We start from the raw sequence: 21,170 nt of genomic DNA, 5'->3' as shown, positions 1-21,170 counted from the left end.
CCAAATGTAATCGAAAAACCGATTACAATTGGACCGGGAGCGGCGCGTGAGGGTACGTGAGAGTAGCTTTAGCCAGAAGGGAGGAGCGGATGAACGTCTAAGGAAATTGTCCCGCATCCACTCGATCTGCCAGAAGAACCTATAAATGCGCCCGCCGCTTCTTCAGCATCCTTGCCGGAGGAACCATATGCAGCTTGCCCAGCAGCTCAGAGGCCAGAATGCCCAGCAGGACAAGGGCAGCACCGGTGTAGCCCTGGAGCGAAAGCTGTTCGTGTACGAACAAGTAGCCGAAGAAGGTAGCGAATACCGGCTCAAGGGCGAAGATCAAACCGGTGCGGGTTGGCGAGGTGTACTTCTGGGCCACAGGCTGCAGGATGAAGCCGCAGGCGCTGCAAAAGATCCCCAGAGCCAGAATCGCGATCCAGCCCGGGAGGGTGGACGGTAGCGAAGGCGTCTCGAAGATAGCAGATAGAATCAGGGCATAGCCCCCGGCGAAGCCGAGCTGCAGAATGCCGATATTCAGTGAGTCGCAGGTCTTAACCGCCCGGCTCGTCACGAGAATCTGCACCGCATAGAATACTGCTGACAGAATGCAGAGGAGATCACCAGGCCGGATTTGCAGCGAGCCGTTAAGCGTAAGCAACCCGATGCCGCTGATGGCGAGCACAGTGCCGAAGATTTGCGGGGGCGCGACTTTTTTTCTAAACACCAGAACCTCAAGCATAGGAACAAAGACAACGGTCAACGCAACCAGGAATCCGGCATTAGAGGTCGTGGTCGTCTTCAGCCCGAAGGTGATGCAGGTGAATACGCCAAGCAGCAGGAAGCCGAGCAAGGCTCCGTATTTCAAGGTTCTGGCATCCACACTGCGCAGCCGTTTGCGGAACAGCACCCCCGCCAGGATGAATGCAAGCCCGAAGCGCAGTGAAATCAGATTGAATTCTCCCAGTGTACCCAGTCCCAGCTTCATGAACAGGTAGGAGGAGCCCCAGAACAGTGTTACTACAATGAGCATTAGCTCGGCCTTAAGCGGCTTCATTCAGTCATCATCCTTCTTTATTTCAAGTGAGTATAGTATAATACGCTCGAATACATAAGGTAACTGAATGTTTATCATAGGATACATGAGAAATTTTCATGCTAAGTGAGGGGACTGGATATGAGTCTGATTAAGTACGAGGTGTTCTTGAAAGTGGTGGAGCTGGGCAGCCTGACGCGGGCGGCAGAGGTGCTGGGCTTCACCCAATCCGGCATCAGCCACACGCTGAGCAGCCTGGAGCATGAATTCGGCTTCCCGCTGCTCGTGCGCAGCCGTTCGGGGGTGAAGCTGACGGTGAACGGGGAGCAGGTGATGCAGCCCATCCGGGAGATCCTCAACTGGAATGAGCAGCTCAAGCAACAGGTGGCGGATATTCACGGCCTGGAGACGGGGACAATCACGATCGGCACCTTCACCAGTGTCTCTGTGCATTGGCTGCCGGATATCATCAAGCAGTTCCGTGAGGAATATCCGTACATTGAGTTCAAGCTGATGGAGGGTGGTTATCTGGAGATTGAGCAGTGGATCGAGGCTGGGGTGGTTGATTGCGGCTTCCTCTCATTGCCGACAAGGGAGCGGTTCGAAGTCATTCCGCTGAAGCAGGACCGGATGCTGGCGATCCTCCCGCTCGGCCATCCGCTGAGTAAGGCCCCTTATATGCCGCTGGCCCAGATCGCCTACGAGGACTTCATCATTCCGAAGCCCGGCTCGGATTATGATGTGCAGCGGGTGCTGGAGAAGGCCGGGATTAAGCCGAACATCAAGTTCTCGGCCGGGGACGATTACGCCATTATTGCCATGGTGGAAAAAGGCCTGGGCATCAGCATCCTTCCAGAGCTGGTCACCCGGTTCCAGTATGAGCGTGTAGCCATGCTCGAGCTGGAGGAGCGGAGCTTCCGTTCCCTAGGCATCGCAGTCAACTCGATGAAATATGCTTCACCTGCCACGCGGCGATTCTTACAGCATGTGCAGCACTGGTCTTCCAGCCAAGGAGCCATTTGACTTGCTGAAAAAGCGAAAAAAAGGCATGTTTTCTATTTTGAAAACATGCCTTTTTGCCAATACGTACCCGCGTATCATTCGCTTAACTTGCGCCCTTCATGGTCGAGAAACAACAGCTCGTAGTATTTTTTGGGCCTTCCCTTACTGTTGTCCCTCTTTTCAAATACCGCTTGTACTTGTTTACTTTCCTCAATTTTGTTAAGAATTCGGTTTGCACCTTTAACGGTCATGGACAGGCACTGTGCAACATCCTCAGAGGATAGCTTATTGGTACGCATGATTTCTGCATAAGATATGATTTTTTGCAAATTGATGTTGTTGATTCCGATGGTTTTGGCTAACGCAAGGATTTCCGGGTCCCCCTGCTCGGAGAACTGAATGACATTCATGCTCCGCATGGGGCCGGCAACTTTCTGATTCTCGTCTATAAAAAAGCTGCTGCTGCCTGTATAGGCTTCCGCCTGTCTGTGAGCCTTGGTGGCGTTAACGTTTGCTTGAAAATATTCATGCCCCGAGCCCCACCCGATCTTTACCTTGCCCTGTATGCGCTCCTCCAGATACTCCAGCAGGGAACAGTTATGAGCGTTAGAGGTGATTCTCATGAAATGGCCGTAGGTGGTGTACAGTCTGACATAGCCTTCTAAGATTTGGGCCGTGTCTGCCAGATTCACGCTGCGCAGAAAATTGCCGACAAGGACTTTCAGCTCATGAAGCTCCTCTTCGGAGAAGTGCTGCTCATTTTGGACCGATAAGCACGCAACCACTGCCCTCTTGTTCTTAAGCTTGAGGATGGTAATCTCGTTGATGATCTCGCTGATGGTTTCTTTAACGCTCTCCAAAGTGGGCCGGATTAAGATATATTTGACGCCGTGCTTCTGGAGTTCCGGAATAAAGTGGCCGAAGGCCGTGATGGACAGATCTATTTTCCGATCAGGGATTCCAGCTGGCCCACCAGATGTACGACATGGCCATTGATGAAGAAGGAGCACTGGAGCGGCTGAAGAAAATGCAGGGACGCCTGATGGGCAACGATGTTCAATAGAAAGATGACAGGACCTACACGGTTCGAAGAGTACTCCGAGAAGTACAAGGACTTATTCTGCATGACCCGCCGCGGCGGCATCCTCGAAGTGCGTATGCACACTCACGGGGGACCGTTGCAATTCGATTGGCCGGTGCAAGCCGCATATGGTCAGGTATGGTCAGTTATTGGCCGTGATTCTGAGAATGAGGTCATGATTCTTACAGGGACAGGAGAGTTATGGCAGACCGGCAATCCTGAAGTCTGGACCACCAAATTCATGGATTGGCCGAATGGCCGGAAGCTGGAGATGTATCATGAATCGCTCCGAATGATTGAAAATATGGTTCATTGCATCGACATCCCCACGATTGGGGCGATCAATGGGGCAGGCGCACACTGGCAGCTGGGAACGCTTTGTGATATTACCCTTTGTGCGGAGGACACCGTGTTCTTCGATGCCCATTATCTGGGCGGTGTTCCTCCTGGAGACGGAATCGTCCTGGCACTTCAAAGGATAGTGGGAACCAAGAAAGCGGCATACTATGCATACACGGGGATGAACATTACTGCAGAGGAGGCACTAGACCTCGGACTGGTCAGTGAGGTATTGCCTCGTGAACAGCTTTTTCCACGGGCATGGGAGCTGGCAGAGATGATCATGCAGGCCCCCCGCTCTACAAGACATCTTACGCATTCGATTGTCACGCACCCGTGGAAACAAGCTTTGGCAGAGAATCAGGGTCTTCAGCTTACTCACCAATTGGTTGACATGGCGATTGATGAAGAGGGGATTCATGAGCGACTGATGAAGCTCAAGGAACGTTTTCAGAGGAATGACAACTGAGAAGGGATAAGGGTGCTATGAGATCGTTGACTGAGCTATTTAAGATTGGCAGCGGACCGTCCAGCTCCCATACCATGGGGCCGGAAAAGGCGTCCGGAATCTTCAAAGCAGAAAATGAAGACGCAGACCAGTTCAAGGCACTGATCTATGGTTCTCTTGCCAAAACAGGCAAAGGCCATATGACGGACAAGGCTATTATCCGGGCACTGTCACCCATTCGGACGGAGGTTCAATTTGTTCCGCAGCCTGACTTTGATCTGCCCCATCCCAATACTATGGACTTGTTCGCTTACAAGGACGGTCAGCAAACCAATTCCATGCGTGTTGCCAGTATCGGCGGCGGGGAGATCGTGATTGATGGGCGGGAGGAGACGCGGGGACCTGATGTCTACACGGAGAACAGCTTTGCCGAGATCAGCGCCTATTGTAAAGCGAATCATATCCGTCTAAGCGATTACGTCGAGCAGCGTGAAGGCATACAGATCTGGGATTTCCTCCAGGGAATCTGGGAAGCGATGAAGCGGTCGATCGACGAGGGATTATCCGTCACAGGTATTCTGGAAGGCGGGCTTAATGTTGAGCGCAAGGCGAAATTTCTCTATCATCAGGGGCATGCGGATGAGAGCCCGGAGACGCGTGAGAACCGGATCGTCAGCGCGTACGCCTTTGCCGTCAACGAACAGAATGCGGCCGCCGGTACAGTCGTAACGGCTCCAACCTGCGGAGCCTGCGGTGTTGTACCCGCCTCGCTCCGTTATATGCAGGAGAAGCTTCAGGTCCCGGACGAACGGATTCTCCGGGCGCTGGCCGTCGGCGGGCTCATCGGTAATCTGGTCAAGCAGAACGCTTCGATCAGCGGCGCTCAGTGCGGCTGCCAGGCGGAGGTGGGCACGGCTTGCTCTATGGCTGCGGCTGCACTCGCCGAACTGTCGGGTATGGAGATCGACCAGATTGAGTATGCGGCGGAGGTGGCCATGGAGCACCACTTGGGGTTAACCTGTGATCCGATTAACGGACTGGTTCAGATCCCTTGTATTGAGCGGAATGCTGTGGGTGCGATGCGGGCGATCAATGCGCTGAGTCTGGCGAAGTTCTTGTCCGGTTCCCGTAAAATATCCTTTGATCTGGTTGTACAGACCATGTATGAGACAGGCCTGGACATGAACAGCAGGTACCGCGAAACTTCTGAGGGCGGGCTTGCTAAGTTCTACAACATGGGCAGTTAAATGAAAATGATATCGCTATAGACGAGGAACGTCCCTTGCTGCCGGTTGGCAGAGGGGGCGTTCTTTCGTTGTGCGGGAGATCTGTGAGGCAGAGCCGGCTGTAAGAAAAGAAGTGATTTGACGGAGGGCGGCCGGGATGAGAAAATGTATGCGTGTACATCTAGTAGTCTATTCAGTGAGGAGGCACCAAATGAAACAGCTACGCATTGGAATGATAGGTTATAAATTCATGGGCAAGGCCCACAGCAACGCTTACCGCAGTCTGCCGATGTTCTTCCCCAAGGCAGTTAAGCCGCAAATGTCGGTCATCTGCGGACGCAATGAGGAAGCGGTTACAGAAGCGGCAGCACAGCTTGGCTGGTTAGAGAGTGTGACCGACTGGAAGGAGCTTATCGCTCGCAGCGATATTGATCTGGTCGATATTAACGCACCAAGTAATGCCCACAAAGAGATTGCCCTGGCGGCAGCTGCCGCAGGCAAGCATATCTTCTGCGAGAAGCCGCTGGCGCTGAATCTGGAGGATTCCCGCGAGATGCTGGAGGCTGCTGAAAAGGCCGGAATTGCGCATATGATTGGCTTCAACTACCGTTTCTCCCCGGCGGTGCGGCTGGCGAAGCGGCTGATTGAGAGCGGCCGGCTGGGCAAGATTTATCACTTCCGCGCATGGTTCCTGCAGGACTGGATTCTCGATCCGGAATTCCCGCTGGTCTGGCGGCTCCAGAAGGAGGTTGCCGGTTCAGGATCGCATGGTGATCTCGGGGCGCATCTGATTGACCTGGCCCACTTCCTCGTAGGGGATGTGGAGGAGGTTATCGGGATGAGCGAGACCTTCGTCAAAGAGCGGCCGCTGGCTACGGAGATGACTGGTCTGAGTGCGAAGGCAGGCAAGGATGCGCCGCGCGGTCCGGTCACCGTGGATGATGCCACGCTGTTCCTGGCCCGCTTCAGCAGTGGTGCGCTGGGCAGCTTCGAGGCGACACGCTTCGCAGCCGGACACCGCTCGACCAATTCTTTTGAGATTAATGGCAGTCTGGGCAGTGTGAAGTTCGACTTTGAACGGATGAACGAACTGGAAGTCTACCTGACCTCGGACGACGAGGATGTGCAGGGCTTCCGCCGCGTGTTAGCCACCGATCCGTCCCATGACTATGCGGAAGCCTGGTGGCCGCCGGGCCACACCATCGGATTCGAGCATACCTTCATCCATGAGATGCTGGAGCTGTCGAATGCCATTGAGGAAGGTCGTCAGCCGGAGCCGAACTTCAACGACGGCGTGAAATGCCAGGCGGTGCTTGAAGCGGTCGAGCGTTCGATTGAGCAGCGGCGCTGGGTTCCGATATCGGAGATGTAAGGGAAGACAGGGAAACACCGCCGGCCGCTTGATGGCCTGCGGTGTTTTTTGGGCTGTGGCCCGGACAGGCCGGGAAGGCGTATGAGCCAAATGTATGCGGAAACCGAATACATTTGCTGCGGTGGAGGCGCGTGGACCAAATGTAGTCGAAAAACCGACCACATTTGGACTGTGAGCGGCGCGTGGACCAAATGTAGTCGAAAAACCGACCATATTTGGACTGTGAGCGGCATGCGGACGAAATGTAGTCGAAAAACCGACCACAATTGGACCAGGAGTGGAGCGCGAGCCAAATGTAGTCGAAAAACCGACCACATTTGGACCGTACACGCCACATAGGCCGGATGGTCAGCAGTCGCTCCATTCTTTCACCCTTGTTTCCGTGCCTGGGAAGGGGTTAGACCCTTGTATTGCTTGTACAGCTTGGTGAAGTAATTCGGATTGTCACAGCCGACCCGGCCTGAGATCTCGGTAATGCTAAGGTCTGTTTCCAGCAAGAGCCGCTGCGCCTCATCCATTCTGCAGAAATTCACATAATCGATGAACGTCCGCCCGGTCAGCTTTTTGAAGGTTTTGCAGAAATGAAAAGGGTTCAGATTCACGAACCTGGCGGCAGCCTCAATCGACATCTTCTGATCTGTGTGGTTCTCCAGGTGTTCCAGCAGAGGCTTGAAGCGCTCCCGGTGGATTGAATGGCGTTCGCTGTGCTCCCGCTCGCTGCGCTGCCGGGCCGGGAAGGCCCGGGACATCAGGGTGAAGAACAGGTGCAGCTGATTCTTCACCACGAGCTGAAAAGCCGGCTGCTTCGCCTCCACTTCGGCAATCACCCGCTCCAGCAAATGATAATACGCGGCGCATTCAGGCTGCTGGGCGGCAGGCATAACCGGGAACTGATTCAGATTATTGAGGTACGGAGCTACAAATTGCTCATGCTGGGAATCCTGGTTCCGGTCCTTGAACAGCGAGGCATGGAATACAATCGAGACATACGACAGGTCACCGCTGCACTGGCTATAGCCGACATGAAGCCCGCCGGACGGCACCATAAGGACATCCCCCGGACCGGCCTCATATGGCTTGCTGTCCACATGAAAAATGGCCTGACCTTCGCGCATAATAATGATCTCGAAATGCTCATGCCAGTGCAGAAACAGGATGTTCTGTTCAGGCGATACCTCCCGGCAGGTGTTGAAGAATAGACGGAACGGATACGTTTTCTCTTCCAACCTTGGATATTCCTTAAGTTCCTTCGGATAGGTCATGCTTGGTTCAACTCCCGCAAGATTCAACTAGTTTAGCACAAGATAAGTAGAGATTTTGCCCAAAATGAGCGATATACTAGGAATGTTGCATTAACTATAAACCAATATTGGAGTGGCATACAAGATGCAGGATACATTAAGAATCGGAACACTGGTTGGAGGCGGGGATGCGCTCAGAGTCATTCCGCAGATTATAGGGCATGGATTCGAATCCTTCAGCTTAACCTTCTGGCAGACTACAGGGACTACTGATTTGGCAGAAACAGCGGCACGGGTGCGTGAACTGGCTGCAGAGCATGATTTCACAATTTCTTCAGTCGGCATATTCGGGAATCCGCTTACAGGGACAGGCGATAATTCAGATACGTTAGCCAGCTGGGAACGGTTGATCGACCATGCCCATTTGTTCGGTACCGATCTGGTCTCCGGCTTCACCGGACGTCTGCCCGGCGTATCTATAGATGAGTCGATTCCGAAGTTCGCTGAGGTGTTCGGTGAGCTGTCGAAGCGGGCGGCGGAGCGCGGAGTCAAGATCGCTTTTGAGAATTGCTCGATGGATGGGAATTGGCGGGCAGGGGACTGGAATATTGCGCATAACCCATCAGCCTGGGAGAAAATGTTCAACGCGGTCAATGCCGATAATCTCGGCCTGGAATGGGAGCCCTGCCACCAGATGGTGCAGCTGATTGACCCGATCCCGCAGCTGCGCAAATGGACGGACAAGATCTTCCATGTCCACGGTAAGGACGCAACCATCGCCTGGGATATTATTAAGGAATACGGAATCCACGGGCCTAAGCCGTATGTATGGCACCGGACGCCGGGCTTCGGGGATACGAACTGGACAGATGTGATCTCGATTCTCCGTCAAGCTGGATACAAGGGCACGATTGATATTGAAGGCTGGCATGACCCTGTCTATCGTGACGATCTGGAGATGACCGGTCAGGTTCATGCACTGAATTATCTCAAAACCTGCCGGGGCGGCAGCTTCATCCCGAACCCGGTGTAACTGGAGGAAAGAGTGATGACAGCAGGACATCGTGTGGTTGTGGCGGGCTGCGGGGCAATGGCTAATGAGTGGATTACCTATGCACTGAAGCATACTGATGAAATAGAGATTGTAGCGCTCGTGGATATCCGGCGTGAGTCCGCTCAGGCCATGGCAGAGAAGCACGGGCTTACTTGTCCGGTATTTACTGATGTGGAACAAGCGATTGCCGATACAGCGGCTAATCTGGTATTTGATGTGACGGTGCCGGCCAGCCATTACAATATTGCCAGCAGTGCGCTTGAGGCTGGTTGCCATGTGTTCTCGGAAAAGCCGCTGGCGGAGACGATGGAGCAGTGCAATTCGATCGTCAGCATCGCTGAACGTACCGGCAGGAGCCATGCGGTGATGCAGAACCGCCGGTATGATCCGCGCATCCGCTCTTTGCGGGAGCTGATCACTTCAGGGGTAATAGGGCGGACAGGCTCTATCAGCGCGAACTTCTTCCTGGCTCCGCATTTCGGCGGCTTCCGGGATGCGATGGACAGCCCGCTGCTGCTGGATATGGCAATCCATACCTTCGATCAGGCCCGCTATATCAGCGGCGCTAATCCGGTAAGTGTGTATTGCCAGGAGTTCAATCCGCCGGGATCTTGGTATGCGGGGAATGCGGCGGCGATCTGTATTTTTGAAATGTCGGACGGCTCCGTGTTCTGCTATCAAGGCTCCTGGTGTGCGGAAGGCGCGCCTACGTCCTGGGAAGCTTCTTGGCGGGTTCAAGGTGAACGGGGCGCTGCTATCTGGGATGGCCAGGTTCTGCCTTATGCCGAGGTGATTAGTGCCGGGAGTGAACACTCCGGCCAGTTCCTCCATGAATATGGGCGGGTGGAAGCGCCGGAGGTACAGATAGAGGAGACCTTCCATCAGGGCTGCCTCGATGAAATGTTCCGTTCGCTGGCCGAAGGCCGTCCGGCCGAGACGGATTGCCGCGATAACCGCTACAGCATGGCCATGGTGCTGGGCGCTCTGGAGAGTGCGCGGACTGGCCGCAAGCTTAGTATTGCCGAATTCATAGAGGGCGCTAAGCTGGCGGGGAGTAAGGCGTAGGGGAATTTAGCAGGGGAAGCAAAATGGAATGCAAAAAGGCATGGGGAAAGCCCCATGCCTTTTCTTTTACCGCCGTCTTCTCAATTCTGGTTATTTATCTGTCCCCAGTAACAAGTTCACAACCGTATCCAGCTGCTGCTCCAAAGAATAAGGGTCCTCCATGACAAATTCATCATGATAATTATCCCCGTATAAGAAGACTTTTCCATTCTTCACGGCAGGTACACTTTTCCATATATCACTTTCCATTGCCTGGTTTGTAATCTCAGCATCGCCATTATAGACAAAGATATAATCACCTAAGTATTCAGGAAGCACCTCAAGCGAGATTGATTCGAACCCCTCTTTCATATGTAAGGCACTTTCTGTTGGAGGCAGCTGCAGCATTTCGTAGATAGTGGAGGAACCATAATTTCCGCCCGTTGCCGCTAACACATAAACCGTTTTTTCGGCAAACTGTACGATGGATACCGTCTCGCCTTCTTTAATGACATTAGAGACCTTTAACCTTGCTTCAACAACCTTCTGTTCGTATTCCGCAATCCATTCCTTTGCCTGCTGTTCTTTTCCGAATATCGAGGCTACTCGTCTGAATTTATCAAGCGGTCCGGCCGTTGACAGCTCTTCCCAATAAGGCAGAAAAACAGTGGTGCCGATCTTCTCATATTGGTCAACATAATCTTCGATGGAACCGATAATGAGGTCTGGCTCTAGCATGGTCAATTTCTCCAGATTCATCGGGAATTCTCCCAGATCTTCGATCTTATCGAGTGTTTCTTGTGGAATCTCCGCCTTGTCCATCCAGCCTTCGTCGAGCATGAACGTTCTTGCACCGACGGGGACAATGCCCAGTTTCAATAAATGGCCCATATATTGGTCTGCCGCCACTTTTACCGGCTCTGCGGGTACTTCAATATCTCCTCTTGGCGTGGATACGATCCGTGTCTTCGGACTTTCTTCAGAGGCAGCCGGAGTTGCTTGATTTACGTTAGTGTTCCCGCTGCTTGAATCCTTTGCTGCTGTGTTCGTCCCGTTGGAGCAAGCACTGAGCAGCAGGGAGCCGCACAGCAGGATAGCAGCCATGGCCACAGATCTCGTTGGTTTAAACATATGTATTTCCCCTTTGTCCGTATTATGATAATGATTATCATTATTAATATACAGATCCGCACTATATTCAGAAATAGAGGATGTGGGGAAGTTTAATGGACTTTCAGCAACTTTGTGCTGCTCCAGCTCTCTATTTCTATGATGAGCAGGGGCTACACCTTTTCGTTTTTTATAAATCCTGCTGAAATAATACACGTCTTGATACCCGATGCTGGCCGCAATCTCCCCGACAGAAGCATTAGTTGTCATTAGAAGCTCTGATGCAAGGTCAAGCCGGTAGCGGATTAAGTAATCAATCGGACTGATGCCTGTATGCTCCTTAAATAAGGATGACAAGTGATAAGCACTGAAATTGAATACTTCGGCAAGTGAATCTAAGGTAATAGGTTCCGCATAATACTCCTGGATATAAGTGATTACCTGGACTGCAACAGAAGTTGTTCTGACCTCGGTCTTATGCTCTTGCAGGCGCAATTCCTTTAACGTCAGATGAACGAACTGGTAAAAAAGTGCTTTTACCTGAAGTCGCTCTTCCGGCTTGTCCCATTTCTGATGCATCTGCTGAATTCTGTTATACAGTAAAAGCGGTGCCTCAGGGCTAAAGCAATACTGCGATTGAAAAGGATTCGCTTCATGGAGCAAGGCTTTGTAGTAAATGATGTAGTAAATAAATTTATCGTTAACCGAAACGATGCTTAGGGCCGCCCCTTTGCCGCTATGTAAAAGTTGAAAGCCTGTGCAAGTAAATTTAGCCTGGTCTGCCTGAACTTGTGCGTTTCCTTGTACCGAAAGTAAGAATATATTAGCGGGTATTATGAATGCAGGAAGAACTTCGCCTTGCGCTAACTCCATCTGCCTGATATCCACCAGCCTAATTGCAGCCTGATCCCAAAGTAATAATTGATTGCTGTTGTGCATGATGCGTTATTCCCCTCCGTTATCTGTCTGCTTCTCATTTTAAATGATAACCATTATCAATGACAGTCTGAATAATACTTGCTACACCGCAATACAGAGGGAAGGTTAGGCTTTGTCTCGCTGATAGTGGATGCCGTTAAGGTGTGAAAATAACATCCGCCGCCAGCAAAAAGGCTGATCTCCCCAGCACAATGCGCTGCATCGAGATCAGCCTGTACTCCAATCGGCCAGCCCGGGCTAGAAGCCCCGGTACTGCGGTTCTTCCTTTTCCAGCTCGGTTACGCGTCCTTCCACCTGCGTGACAATCTGCTGGGTCTGCTCGGCCGCTTGGGTGAACAGGGTCTTGGCTTCCTCGTTTTGAGTCTCCATGGCGAATTGCTCCAGGCTGGCCTGGGCGCTTTTTAGCGAAGCTACGCACGTCTTGACTTGTGTGGCTACAGTCATCGGTATACCCTCCTCCATATCATAGAAATGGATCATCATCCACGGATTCTAGTATCTGCATTCCCGCAGCTCATATTCTGGAAAATCACTCCAGCCTCACGAGAGCATAATCAGCTGACACGATTTTTTTTGGTTAATTCACCCCTGGTTTGACAAATACTGAAGCAGAATGTCTGACGACACAGAGCATGAAATATCACATTACAGGGGGTTATTCGAATGCCTGAAGCGCTGGAAGTTGTCCTGCGGACCTTATTCGCTGTGGTCGTAATGTTTTTTCTTACCAAGATACTCGGCAAACGGCAGGTTTCGCAGCTGTCTTTTTTTGAATATATTACGGGAATTACGGTGGGGAGCTTGGCTGCTTATATCTCGCTGGACACGGATAAGACCTGGCATCTGGGCCTAATTGCCTTAGGCGTCTGGGTTGCCTGTTCGCTGGGAATCGAATATCTGCAGATTAAGAGTAAGAAGGCCCGGGATTTCATTGACTTCAAATCGACGGTGCTGATTAAGGACGGTAAGATTCTCGAGAATAATATGAAAAAAGAGCGTCTGAGCGTCGACGAGCTGCTGGAGGAATTGCGCAAAAAGGATGTCTTCAAGGTGGCCGATGTGGAATTTGCGATTATGGAATCGGATGGTGCGATTAACGTGCTTTTAACCAAGGAGAATCAGCCCTTTACCCCCAAGGATCTGGGAATCAAGGTTGCACCGGAGAAGGAGACGCTCGCTGTGATTATGGATGGTGAGATTCTGGACGAGCCTCTGGACAGCATGAATCTCTCCAGGGCATGGCTAAAGGATGAGCTTGACAAAATGAACCTGACCGTAAAGGATGTCTTCCTCGGGCAGGTAGACTCTTATGGTGAGCTTACCGTGGATCTCTATGCTGACAATGTCAAGGTGCCGCAGCCGCAGGATAAACCTCAGCTGTATGCGCTGCTGAAGAAATGTGAAGCCGATCTGGAGCTGTTCAGCCTGTCCACCAAGAACAAAGCGGCGAAGCAAATGTACGGAAATTGTTCAGAGCAATTGCAGGAGCTGCTGCAGAAGCTGAAGCCTTTTATCCAGAACTGAAGGGTATTCCCCGGGTACGAGGACAAGAAAGATTGGAACTATGAATCCGGAAGGAGGCCAGCAGAATGACTGAACCAGACATTCTTGAGCTTGTCAGGCAACAGCTTGCAGATTGCAACGATGCGGTCTATCAGTCGATTCGTGTATACGGTCATCTCTGTATGCTGATCTATATCCCCTCCATAGTAGATATGTATAAACTTCAGGAATTCATTACCAGTCCCCTCAAGTCTGAAACGGACTCCAAGCGCGACTGGCCGGATTTTATTGAACGGCTGGACCAGGGATCAGCGTTCGCTATTCCGTATATGAAGTCTTATCATCCTGAACGTGCTGCTGAACGGATTGTCAGCGGGAACCCAGTGTTATGTATTGAAGGGCTGCCGTACGTATATTATTTCGAAATCGTTCATTACCAGAAAAGATCGGTATCCGAATCGCAGAACGAATTAGTAGTCATCGGCCCCCAGGAAGCTTTCATTGAGGATATTCATACGAATCTCTCTCTGCTGCGGCACAAAATTAAACACCCCGGTCTGAAAACCAAACACTTCACGGTTGGCAAATATACAAAGACAGATATCTATCTGGTCTATATAGAAGGTTTGTGCAAGCCGGAAATTCTGTCTGAACTGGAAGAGAAGCTGACCCATTTTTCCGTTGACGGTATATTGGGCATCAGCTATTTGGCAGAATATATGCGGCAGAAGCATTTTTCTCCTTTTCCCATTTACCAGTATACAGAGCGCCCAGATTCAGTAGCAGCATCCTTAATGGAAGGCAGGGTTAGTATTCTGCAGGATGGTACACCTTCAGCGTTGCTGGCACCCGTAACGTTCTTTGCGCTGCTGCAATCCTCCGAGGATTATTACCAGAGCTTCTATGCTGGCAGCTGGATCAGAATGGTCCGTCTGGTGTTCTCACTAATATCCATGCTGCTTCCAGCGTTGTACGTAGCGATAACCACTTTTCACTCCCAGATATTACCCTCTGATCTCTTGATTACGATTGCTTCCGCCCGCGAGAATATTCCCTTCTCCGCACTCACAGAGGCGCTAATTATGGAGCTGACCTTTGAAGCTCTGCGTGAAGCAGGAACCCGGATCCCGAAGCCGGTGGGTCAGACTGTCTCAATCATCGGAGGTATTGTCATTGGACAGGCTGCTGTACAGGCGGGGATCGTCTCTGCACCAATGGTTATCGTTGTCTCTATAACAGGGATAGCTTCCTATATCATTCCGCATCTTGAGCTGGGCTTAGCCTTCAGGCTATTGCGGTTTCTGCTGCTGGTGCTGGGAGGGACGATGGGACTGCTTGGTGTGTTTTGTGCTGTTTTTGTTATATACGGTCATCTGGCTAACCTGAAGTCATTCGGTTCACCTTTTCTACAGCCTATAGCTCCGTTAGTAATGAAGGACTGGAAGGACACTCTCATTCGTGTACCCATCCAATATATGAAGCAGCGAAGCACCTCTTACACGAACACTATGAATAAAAGGAGACAAAAGCCATGAAGCTCCTCAAGGTAATTCTTGTGGCAGCATTGCTGCTGAATCTGACCGGCTGTTGGTCCAAGATTGAGCTTGACGAGCTAACCTTCATCTACGGTTTGTATGTTGACGCAGGCGAGCAGCCCGGCACGGTTGAATTGACGATCAGTTCACCGCTTCCCAACCGTCTGATGTCAGGTACCCAGGGAGGCAGCGGCGCAGGCGACGGGAAATCCTATTCAACAGTCTCCAAGACCTCTGCGACGATACCAGAGGCTGCCATACTTATTCAGCAAGATCTGTCCCGCAGGCTGGAAGTATCCCATCTTAAAGTTGTAGTAGTAGGCAGGGAATATGCCAAGCAAGGGATAGGGGACCTGCTGGAGTGGTTGAAACGTCAGCCGGAGATTCCGCTTGGGACCTTCATAATATCGGCTCCAGGCAGAGCGAAAGAGATCCCCCGGCTGTCAACGGTCTTCGAACAATTTCCGGATCAGGTACTGGAGAATATAATTAAGGGAAATATTATGTACAGCACCACACTCAGAGATTGTATGCTGGCGGAATCCGCAGGGATGGGCTATGCAATGAATTATTTAACATTTGGTAAGAAGAACGAAGCTCAGGGGCAAGCCAAGCCGGAATATTGGGTCGGTTCAGGAGGCGTGATGCTGTTTCAGGATAACCGGATGAAGCATATTCTGAACATTCGGGATGGCCGATCTCTGGCATGGGCCGCCGGCCGGATAGCCGGTCATGCCAAATTTCCTGTATATACAATTACTTGGGAGGATAACGGTACAGGAAGTATGAGTACTGTATTTCTCAGCAATTCAGCCTCTACCTCGGTAAGAATGACTACTGACGGCCCTGTCTTTCATGTGAAGGTGAAAGGACGCGCCGGATTAACCTTTTTGAAAGATACCAAGGGACGGAAGGCGGAACAGCTGAGCCCCCTTCTGTTGACGAAGCTCCAGGATAAAGTGGTGAAGGAGATTACTGAAGCGCTTCATCAAGTTCAGCGGTCCGAAGCTGATGTGCTCCAGCTGGGGATGCTGATGGAATGGAACTATCCTACGGAATGGAAGAAGCTGAAGGAGCATTGGCTGGAGTATTACAGCAAAAAGGCTCGGATCATGGTATCAGCCAAGTTTCAGATTGCAGATTTCGGTTCAGAGAAATAAGGGAAGGAAGGGACAGAAATGCGGACATCAGAGTGGCAAATGACTCGTTTCTCGTTAGTGTATATGGGTTCCCAAAGTACGATGTTTCTGATTCCGAGTCTGATCGAGTCTTCCTCTTATCAGGGTTGGATCGGATTATTTTTGGGCGGACTTCTTGGATTAATCCCACTGTTTTTTACCATTCAGACGGGAAAGCTGAAGCCTGGTGTTGGCTGGGTTGATTTCGGTGGCGAAATTGTAGGACTTTGGCTGCATAAGGTCATAGTATTTCTGTTGCTGGGCTGGTGTATCTATTATGTCTCCTTTGATATCCAGAATTTTGTTTTGTTCTTCGGAGCCAATTATTTGCGCGGCACTCCGCCGCTTTTTATTCAAATTGTAATTGGTCTTGTAATTATGTACACGGCTCATTTGGGATTCGCTTCTATCGTGTATATGTCTGATGGAATTGCACTGATCTTCTGTTTTTCGACTCTGTTTAGTGTTTACCTGTTTATCCAAAATGCTAATTTTTCCATGCTCCCCGCGTTTATCCACTATTACAATCCTTACAGCATCTTTAAAGATTCTATTTCTGTATTGTCCTGGCTGGGAGAATGGGTGGTGTTCCTGTTCATTGCTCCTGAGCTTAAGCTCAGTAACAGAATGCTCAAGCGGTTCGGTGTAACTACAGTGATTCTGATTGTCATTATGCTGCTGGGCTGGACTATGACAATGCTGAATTTCGGCCCGTATCTGGGAAAAGAACTGCAATACCCCTACCTGCAGCTGGTCCGTTCTTCCTCAAGCGCTGAGCTTTTGGGCAATGCGGATCCGCTCCTGATCGGAATATGGTCGTCTTCAATGTTTATTCACAGCGCCTTTCTAATTTATGTAGCATACAAATGCGCCTTATATCTCTGGAAACCAAAAGCCAAAACATACTTTATTCCGGTTATGATGTCCTGTTCCATTATCATTGCATATCTGTACTCTAAAAATGTGGCTAAATATACACATGACTATTATTCGTCTAAAACACAGATTATTTGGCTGATTATTGAATTCATACCGATGTATTACTATTTTATAGCCGTCATTCGAATGAAGGTGCGAAGAAGGGGGGAATGACTGTCAGATCTCCCAATTCTACAATGAACACGCTTTCTGGTATGATGAAGAGAGTGTACATACCTTTTTTTGGAATAGGATGGTGTTATTATTCATGAATCTTCAAGAAGCAACAGCTTTAATTGAATCGATCCGAAGTAATCTGGCAAAAGTTATTGTGGGCAAAGAGGGCGGCGTGAATCTGCTGCTGACCGCCTTGCTGGCGAATGGTCATGTGCTGCTGGAGGATGTTCCCGGCACCGGAAAGACACTGCTCGCCAAAACACTGGCCCGCTCCCTGGACTGCACGTTCAAGCGGATTCAGTTCACGCCCGACCTGCTGCCGTCCGACTTAAGCGGTATCAATTACTATAATCAGAAGACGGGCGAATTTCAATTCCGCCCCGGTCCGGTATTTGCCAGCATTCTGCTTGCGGATGAGATCAACCGGGCTACGCCACGTACCCAGTCCAGCCTGCTGGAGTGTATGGAGGAGCGGCAGATTACGATTGACGGCGTGACGCATGAGCTGGAGCGGCCGTTCCTGGTCATTGCTACCCAGAATCCGGTGGACAGCCAGGGGACCTTTCCGCTGCCGGAAGCGCAGCTGGACCGGTTCCTCATGCGGATTACCAGCGGGTATCCGACATTTGAGGAAGGGGTACATATCCTCCAGAGATTCCGCCAGAATAACCCGCTGGAGGATACCGCTGCGGTGGCCACAGCCCGGCAGATTCAGGACATTCAACGTCTGGCTGCGGAGGTTACTGTCAGTGACGAGCTGCTCGCTTATATGATGCGCGTGGTTGAGGCTACCCGCACCTCCCCGGCGGTCCGGCTGGGAGCAAGCCCCCGGGCTGCATTTGCCCTGCTGCGCGCTTCGCAGGGATACGCACTGATCCAGGGCAGAAGCTACTGTATCCCGGATGATATCAAAGAAGTTGCGGTCCCTGTGCTGGCGCACCGGCTGATTCTGCAGCGCGGCCCCGGAGTCCGTGAAGGCCAGTCGGCAGAGGTAGTGCTTCAGGTGCTGCGTGAAATTGAGGTGCCTGCTGAGCCTGCTGTTCTGTCACGAGGCGGAAGGGTGGAGTGATCCATGTCGCTGCCGTGGTTCATTGCAAGCACGTTCATCCTGCTGGTCCTGATCTCGCTGGTCTATGACCGGCATGCGCTGAAGAAGGTCAGCTATACCCGTTACTTCTCTGCCAAAGCGGTGTATGCCGGTGAACAGGTAGAGATGGTTGAGGAGATCATGAACAAGAAGCTGCTGCCGCTGCCGTGGCTGCGGCTGGAATCCAGCATAGCTAAGGGGCTTGAATTCGGTAACCAGGAGAATCTGGGCATCAGCAGCGGAGAGATTTCCCAGAATCATGTCAGCCTGTTCTTCCTGAGGTCTTTCCGCCATATCAAACGGCGGCATCATATCACTTGCAGGGAGCGGGGGCTGTTCGTCCTGGAGACGGCAACCATGACTACCGGCGATCTGTTCGGACTGAGCCGCAGCGCCAAGACCTTCCCGCTTCATCTGGAGCTGCTGGTCTACCCCGGTTTGCTGCGTTTCCATGACCTTCCGTTGCCGGTTCACAGCTGGCTTGGAGAGCTGCCGGTCAAGCGCTGGATTGTCGAAGATCCGTTCCTGACCGCCGGTACAAGAGAATACAGCGCCGGGGATTCTCTGGCGAGCATTAACTGGAAAGCGACAGCCCGTACGGGAAGTATGCAGGTGCATCAAAAGGATTACACCGCCGATTCCCGGCTGGTCATCTGCCTGAACGTGGAGACGAGTGAGTCCATGTGGAGAACAGTTACTGATGTGCAGCGTATAGAGCTGGGAATCCGCTATGCAGCGACTGTAGCCGAGTATGCGATCAGCCACGGTATTGAGGTCCGGCTGCTCAGTAATGGAAGACTGGACGGCAGCGGGGCGAGAGATTCGGTGGACACCTGGTCCATTGCCCATACCGAGGAGTTCCTTGGCCTGCTGGCCAGACTGAATCTGGACCGGACCGTGCCGATGAGCAGGCTGATGGAGATTGAAGCGGATAAGGGTGAGGGAGATAAGGATTATCTGATCATTACCTGTCACCGGGGGGCAGAGCTGCAGCTGGCAGTCTCAGGCTTAAGCTTCCTCGGAAACGGTGTAGAGTGGCTGGATATTCCTTCTGAAGGAGGCGGTGAGCTATGACTTCCCGAATCCCGGATGCCTTCAAAGAAAATTACGCCATATGGATGGCAGCCTTCATCGAATGGCTGCTGCTGCTCCCGGTATGGCTGGTGCTCCAGACTTATTTCCAGCCGGAGGCCGAGGCGCTGCGCTGGATCTATCTGCTGCCGGTACTGGCCGCAGCCGGTGTGCTGCTGCGAGAGATATGCAACCGCCGCTGGAAGCAGCTGCTCGCGGCGCTGGTTCTCGGAGCTATATCAGCGGCGTTAACCGGTACGCTGACACTTATAGGTCTTCCGCTGGCAGCGGGAGCGGCAGTGTCTGCCTTCCTTGGCATGACAGCAGCCGCACGGGTGAACCGGCTGTGGCTGTATATCAGCGGGATCATGCTGTATTTTGTCGCTTCGATTGCCTTCTCGCGCATTCCCGGTCTCCAGCCGAGTGCACCGGTGCTCACCTGGAGCGGCAGCTTGTGCCTGATCCTGGCACTGCTGGCTACGAACAGCACCCACCTGCGTTATAGCTCCTTGAACGGAGGTGCAGGAAATCTGCCTCAAGGACTGCGGCGGCATAACCGGATGTTCGTGGTCGGCTTCATTATCCTGGCAGCACTGCTTGCAGCGGGGGGCGGTAGGGCGGTTGGGATGCTGCTGTGGAATATGACGCGGGCATTCTTCGCCTGGCTCAGCCGGTTATCCTCCGGTTCCGAGGAGGCACCGCCAGCTGAAGCACCGCCTGAAGCTATCCCTGCCATGCCGGCTGCGGAGCCGGGTGAACCGGGATTGCTGTCGATGATTTTAAATATAGGCTTCTATATTCTGGGTGCGGCAGCCATTCTTGCCCTGATTTATTTTATTCTGCGTTGGTTGTACAGAAATACAGGAGGTATCCTGCGCAGAGTGATGGACAGGCTGCTGTCCCTGCTGCGCAGAGAGACTCCTGCGGCTGCCGGGTATCAGGATGAGGAGACCAGCCTGTTCAACTGGGAGCAGACCGTTCAGGACTTCCGCCAATACGTGCGTTCCAAGCTGACACCTGCCAGCCGCCGGGACCGCTGGGAGGGGATGGACGGAAGCCGTGAGCGCATCCGCTGGCTGTACCGGCACTGGCTGCGGGCCAGACATGCGGAAGGGTATGAGGTGAAGCCCTACCTGACCCCGCAGGAGACAGCAGCTGATGTAGCCGCCTGGTCGCAAGGCCAGAAGCGCTCGAGCAAGCACTCTGGCGGAGAGGCCTCTGTTAATGACCGGCTGCTCGGCCTATATAACAAGGCCCGCTATACGGAGGAGGAGCTGCCTGAACTTACTGCCGCTGAGGCGGCAGCACTTAAGGAGCAGTTGAAGCTGTAGGCGAATCATTACGTTCAGCGAATATTGGGAAGGAGCAGCAGCTGTGACCACTTATCTGCGCGGTGAGCTGGCTAAAGAGGCTCAGATTAATATGGAGACGCTCAGGTTTTATGAGAAGAAGGGTCTGATCCCGCTGCCGCAGCGTTCAGCAGGCGGGTATCGGCTGTATCCGGAGGAGACGCTCCTCCGGATCGCTTTTATCCGTAATGCCAAGAGCTGCGGGTTCACACTCCAGGAGATCAAGAAGGCACTCGTTAAATCTGCAGACCGCAGCATAGGAATCAGTGATTTCATCGAAGTCATTGAGCGGAAGATCGCCGCTGTCGATCTGGAGATTGCCCGGCGGAACGAGACACGCAGACAGCTTGAAGCACTGAAGTCCGGCCTTCTGGTTCAGGACAGGCACCCGGGCGTGCAGGATACTCTTAATATGTTGAACATGAATGATTAATCTGTTGCCACCTGTAATTCTGCCGGGATTGCCGCTTGACTCTGT

General features: G+C 52.1%; 19 protein-coding genes. 14 read left to right on the top strand and 5 right to left on the bottom strand.

All coding sequences use genetic code 11. From position 1 onward, the window contains the following. Positions 1-139: 139 nt before the first annotated feature. Positions 140-1,039, bottom strand: a complete 900-nt coding sequence (locus tag MHH78_RS21090) for a DMT family transporter (RefSeq protein WP_341168715.1) — start codon at positions 1,037-1,039, stop codon at positions 140-142. A 120-nt stretch (positions 1,040-1,159) separates the two neighbouring features. On the opposite strand from MHH78_RS21090, the gene MHH78_RS21085 reads away from it, so the two are divergent. Continuing rightward, positions 1,160-2,041, top strand: a complete 882-nt coding sequence (locus tag MHH78_RS21085) for a LysR family transcriptional regulator (protein ID WP_341168714.1) — start codon at positions 1,160-1,162, stop codon at positions 2,039-2,041. Between the two features lie 74 nt (positions 2,042-2,115). Here the strand turns inward: MHH78_RS21085 and MHH78_RS21080 are convergent, their stop codons facing one another. Next, positions 2,116-3,030, bottom strand: coding sequence for a hypothetical protein (locus tag MHH78_RS21080; protein ID WP_341168713.1), 915 nt, complete (start codon positions 3,028-3,030; stop codon positions 2,116-2,118). Positions 3,031-3,072: 42 nt separating this feature from the next. Here MHH78_RS21080 and MHH78_RS21075 point away from each other — a divergent pair, with 42 nt between their 5' ends. From MHH78_RS21075 to MHH78_RS21065, 3 genes are all read left to right on the top strand, one after another. After that, the gene (locus MHH78_RS21075) at positions 3,073-3,909 is read left to right on the top strand and encodes an enoyl-CoA hydratase/isomerase family protein (protein WP_341168712.1); all 837 of its coding nucleotides are present in this window, start codon (positions 3,073-3,075) and stop codon (positions 3,907-3,909) included. Between the two features lie 17 nt (positions 3,910-3,926). Further along, positions 3,927-5,135 carry an L-serine ammonia-lyase, iron-sulfur-dependent, subunit alpha gene (locus MHH78_RS21070; protein ID WP_341168711.1) on the top strand — a complete coding sequence of 403 codons (1,209 nt, stop codon included), beginning with the start codon at positions 3,927-3,929 and terminating at the stop codon, positions 5,133-5,135. 190 nt (positions 5,136-5,325) lie between these two features. Beyond that, positions 5,326-6,486 carry a Gfo/Idh/MocA family protein gene (locus tag MHH78_RS21065; protein ID WP_341168710.1) on the top strand — a complete coding sequence of 387 codons (1,161 nt, stop codon included), beginning with the start codon at positions 5,326-5,328 and terminating at the stop codon, positions 6,484-6,486. Between the two features lie 368 nt (positions 6,487-6,854). On the opposite strand, the gene MHH78_RS21060 is transcribed toward MHH78_RS21065, so the two are convergent. Beyond that, the gene (locus MHH78_RS21060) at positions 6,855-7,748 is read right to left on the bottom strand and encodes a helix-turn-helix transcriptional regulator (protein WP_341168709.1); all 894 of its coding nucleotides are present in this window, start codon (positions 7,746-7,748) and stop codon (positions 6,855-6,857) included. A 124-nt stretch (positions 7,749-7,872) separates the two neighbouring features. Here MHH78_RS21060 and MHH78_RS21055 point away from each other — a divergent pair, with 124 nt between their 5' ends. After that, on the top strand, positions 7,873-8,760 hold the full coding sequence (locus MHH78_RS21055) for a sugar phosphate isomerase/epimerase family protein (protein WP_341168708.1): 888 nt from the start codon (positions 7,873-7,875) through the stop codon (positions 8,758-8,760). Positions 8,761-8,775: 15 nt separating this feature from the next. Next, entirely contained in the window at positions 8,776-9,846 is a 1,071-nt protein-coding gene (locus tag MHH78_RS21050; protein ID WP_341168707.1) for a Gfo/Idh/MocA family protein, read from the top strand. A gap of 90 nt (positions 9,847-9,936) precedes the next feature. Here MHH78_RS21050 and MHH78_RS21045 read toward each other — a convergent pair whose 3' ends face one another. Together MHH78_RS21045 and MHH78_RS21040 are read right to left on the bottom strand one after the other, a co-directional pair. Continuing rightward, positions 9,937-11,874, bottom strand: coding sequence for an AraC family transcriptional regulator (locus tag MHH78_RS21045; RefSeq protein WP_341168706.1), 1,938 nt, complete (start codon positions 11,872-11,874; stop codon positions 9,937-9,939). A gap of 237 nt (positions 11,875-12,111) precedes the next feature. Then, the gene (locus MHH78_RS21040) at positions 12,112-12,318 is read right to left on the bottom strand and encodes a DUF1657 domain-containing protein (protein WP_076077934.1); all 207 of its coding nucleotides are present in this window, start codon (positions 12,316-12,318) and stop codon (positions 12,112-12,114) included. A gap of 219 nt (positions 12,319-12,537) precedes the next feature. Here MHH78_RS21040 and MHH78_RS21035 point away from each other — a divergent pair, with 219 nt between their 5' ends. The 8 genes from MHH78_RS21035 to MHH78_RS21000 all read left to right on the top strand — a co-directional run bounded on the left by MHH78_RS21035 (position 12,538) and on the right by MHH78_RS21000 (position 21,125). Beyond that, positions 12,538-13,398, top strand: a complete 861-nt coding sequence (locus MHH78_RS21035; protein WP_341168705.1) for a DUF421 domain-containing protein — start codon at positions 12,538-12,540, stop codon at positions 13,396-13,398. A gap of 65 nt (positions 13,399-13,463) precedes the next feature. After that, positions 13,464-14,912: a spore germination protein gene (locus MHH78_RS21030; protein WP_341168704.1), complete on the top strand. Its 1,449-nt coding sequence runs from the start codon at positions 13,464-13,466 to the stop codon at positions 14,910-14,912. Next, a complete protein-coding gene (locus MHH78_RS21025; protein ID WP_341168703.1) occupies positions 14,909-16,072 on the top strand; it encodes a Ger(x)C family spore germination protein in 1,164 nt (387 codons plus the stop codon). The genes MHH78_RS21030 and MHH78_RS21025 overlap by 4 nt, the downstream gene beginning before the upstream one ends. Before the next feature lie 18 nt (positions 16,073-16,090). Further along, a complete protein-coding gene (locus MHH78_RS21020; RefSeq protein ID WP_076077945.1) occupies positions 16,091-17,182 on the top strand; it encodes a GerAB/ArcD/ProY family transporter in 1,092 nt (363 codons plus the stop codon). 94 nt (positions 17,183-17,276) lie between these two features. Next, positions 17,277-18,254, top strand: coding sequence for an AAA family ATPase (locus tag MHH78_RS21015; RefSeq protein WP_076077948.1), 978 nt, complete (start codon positions 17,277-17,279; stop codon positions 18,252-18,254). Between the two features lie 3 nt (positions 18,255-18,257). After that, the gene (locus MHH78_RS21010; RefSeq protein ID WP_341168702.1) at positions 18,258-19,346 is read left to right on the top strand and encodes a DUF58 domain-containing protein; all 1,089 of its coding nucleotides are present in this window, start codon (positions 18,258-18,260) and stop codon (positions 19,344-19,346) included. Further along, positions 19,343-20,674: a hypothetical protein gene (locus MHH78_RS21005; protein ID WP_341168701.1), complete on the top strand. Its 1,332-nt coding sequence runs from the start codon at positions 19,343-19,345 to the stop codon at positions 20,672-20,674. The genes MHH78_RS21010 and MHH78_RS21005 overlap by 4 nt, the downstream gene beginning before the upstream one ends. 43 nt (positions 20,675-20,717) lie before the next feature. After that, positions 20,718-21,125 carry a MerR family transcriptional regulator gene (locus tag MHH78_RS21000; RefSeq protein WP_076077956.1) on the top strand — a complete coding sequence of 136 codons (408 nt, stop codon included), beginning with the start codon at positions 20,718-20,720 and terminating at the stop codon, positions 21,123-21,125. Positions 21,126-21,170: the final 45 nt, after the last annotated feature.

Origin of the sequence: Paenibacillus sp. FSL H3-0333 (assembly GCF_038002805.1) — a bacterium.
In the GTDB taxonomy this organism is placed as follows: Bacteria; Bacillota; Bacilli; order Paenibacillales; family Paenibacillaceae; genus Paenibacillus_AQ; species Paenibacillus_AQ silagei.
The sequence above is the reverse complement of the archived record's forward strand: the minus strand, read 5'-3'. Positions and strand labels throughout refer to the sequence as shown.

Excerpts from the sequence above, each read along its gene's own strand:
- MHH78_RS21020 (WP_076077945.1), top strand. The coding sequence starts at position 16,091 with ATGCGGACATCAGAGTGGCAAATGACTCGTTTCTCGTTAGTGTATATG.
- MHH78_RS21055 (WP_341168708.1), top strand. The coding sequence starts at position 7,873 with ATGCAGGATACATTAAGAATCGGAACACTGGTTGGAGGCGGGGATGCG.
- MHH78_RS21010 (WP_341168702.1), top strand. The coding sequence starts at position 18,258 with ATGTCGCTGCCGTGGTTCATTGCAAGCACGTTCATCCTGCTGGTCCTG.
- MHH78_RS21050 (WP_341168707.1), top strand. The coding sequence starts at position 8,776 with ATGACAGCAGGACATCGTGTGGTTGTGGCGGGCTGCGGGGCAATGGCT.
- MHH78_RS21040 (WP_076077934.1), bottom strand. The coding sequence starts at position 12,318 with ATGACTGTAGCCACACAAGTCAAGACGTGCGTAGCTTCGCTAAAAAGC.
- MHH78_RS21005 (WP_341168701.1), top strand. The coding sequence starts at position 19,343 with ATGACTTCCCGAATCCCGGATGCCTTCAAAGAAAATTACGCCATATGG.
- MHH78_RS21060 (WP_341168709.1), bottom strand. The coding sequence starts at position 7,748 with ATGACCTATCCGAAGGAACTTAAGGAATATCCAAGGTTGGAAGAGAAA.
- MHH78_RS21025 (WP_341168703.1), top strand. The coding sequence starts at position 14,909 with ATGAAGCTCCTCAAGGTAATTCTTGTGGCAGCATTGCTGCTGAATCTG.
- MHH78_RS21015 (WP_076077948.1), top strand. The coding sequence starts at position 17,277 with ATGAATCTTCAAGAAGCAACAGCTTTAATTGAATCGATCCGAAGTAAT.
- MHH78_RS21045 (WP_341168706.1), bottom strand. The coding sequence starts at position 11,874 with ATGCACAACAGCAATCAATTATTACTTTGGGATCAGGCTGCAATTAGG.
- MHH78_RS21070 (WP_341168711.1), top strand. The coding sequence starts at position 3,927 with ATGAGATCGTTGACTGAGCTATTTAAGATTGGCAGCGGACCGTCCAGC.
- MHH78_RS21030 (WP_341168704.1), top strand. The coding sequence starts at position 13,464 with ATGACTGAACCAGACATTCTTGAGCTTGTCAGGCAACAGCTTGCAGAT.
- MHH78_RS21035 (WP_341168705.1), top strand. The coding sequence starts at position 12,538 with ATGCCTGAAGCGCTGGAAGTTGTCCTGCGGACCTTATTCGCTGTGGTC.
- MHH78_RS21065 (WP_341168710.1), top strand. The coding sequence starts at position 5,326 with ATGAAACAGCTACGCATTGGAATGATAGGTTATAAATTCATGGGCAAG.
- MHH78_RS21085 (WP_341168714.1), top strand. The coding sequence starts at position 1,160 with ATGAGTCTGATTAAGTACGAGGTGTTCTTGAAAGTGGTGGAGCTGGGC.
- MHH78_RS21090 (WP_341168715.1), bottom strand. The coding sequence starts at position 1,039 with ATGAAGCCGCTTAAGGCCGAGCTAATGCTCATTGTAGTAACACTGTTC.
- MHH78_RS21075 (WP_341168712.1), top strand. The coding sequence starts at position 3,073 with ATGTTCAATAGAAAGATGACAGGACCTACACGGTTCGAAGAGTACTCC.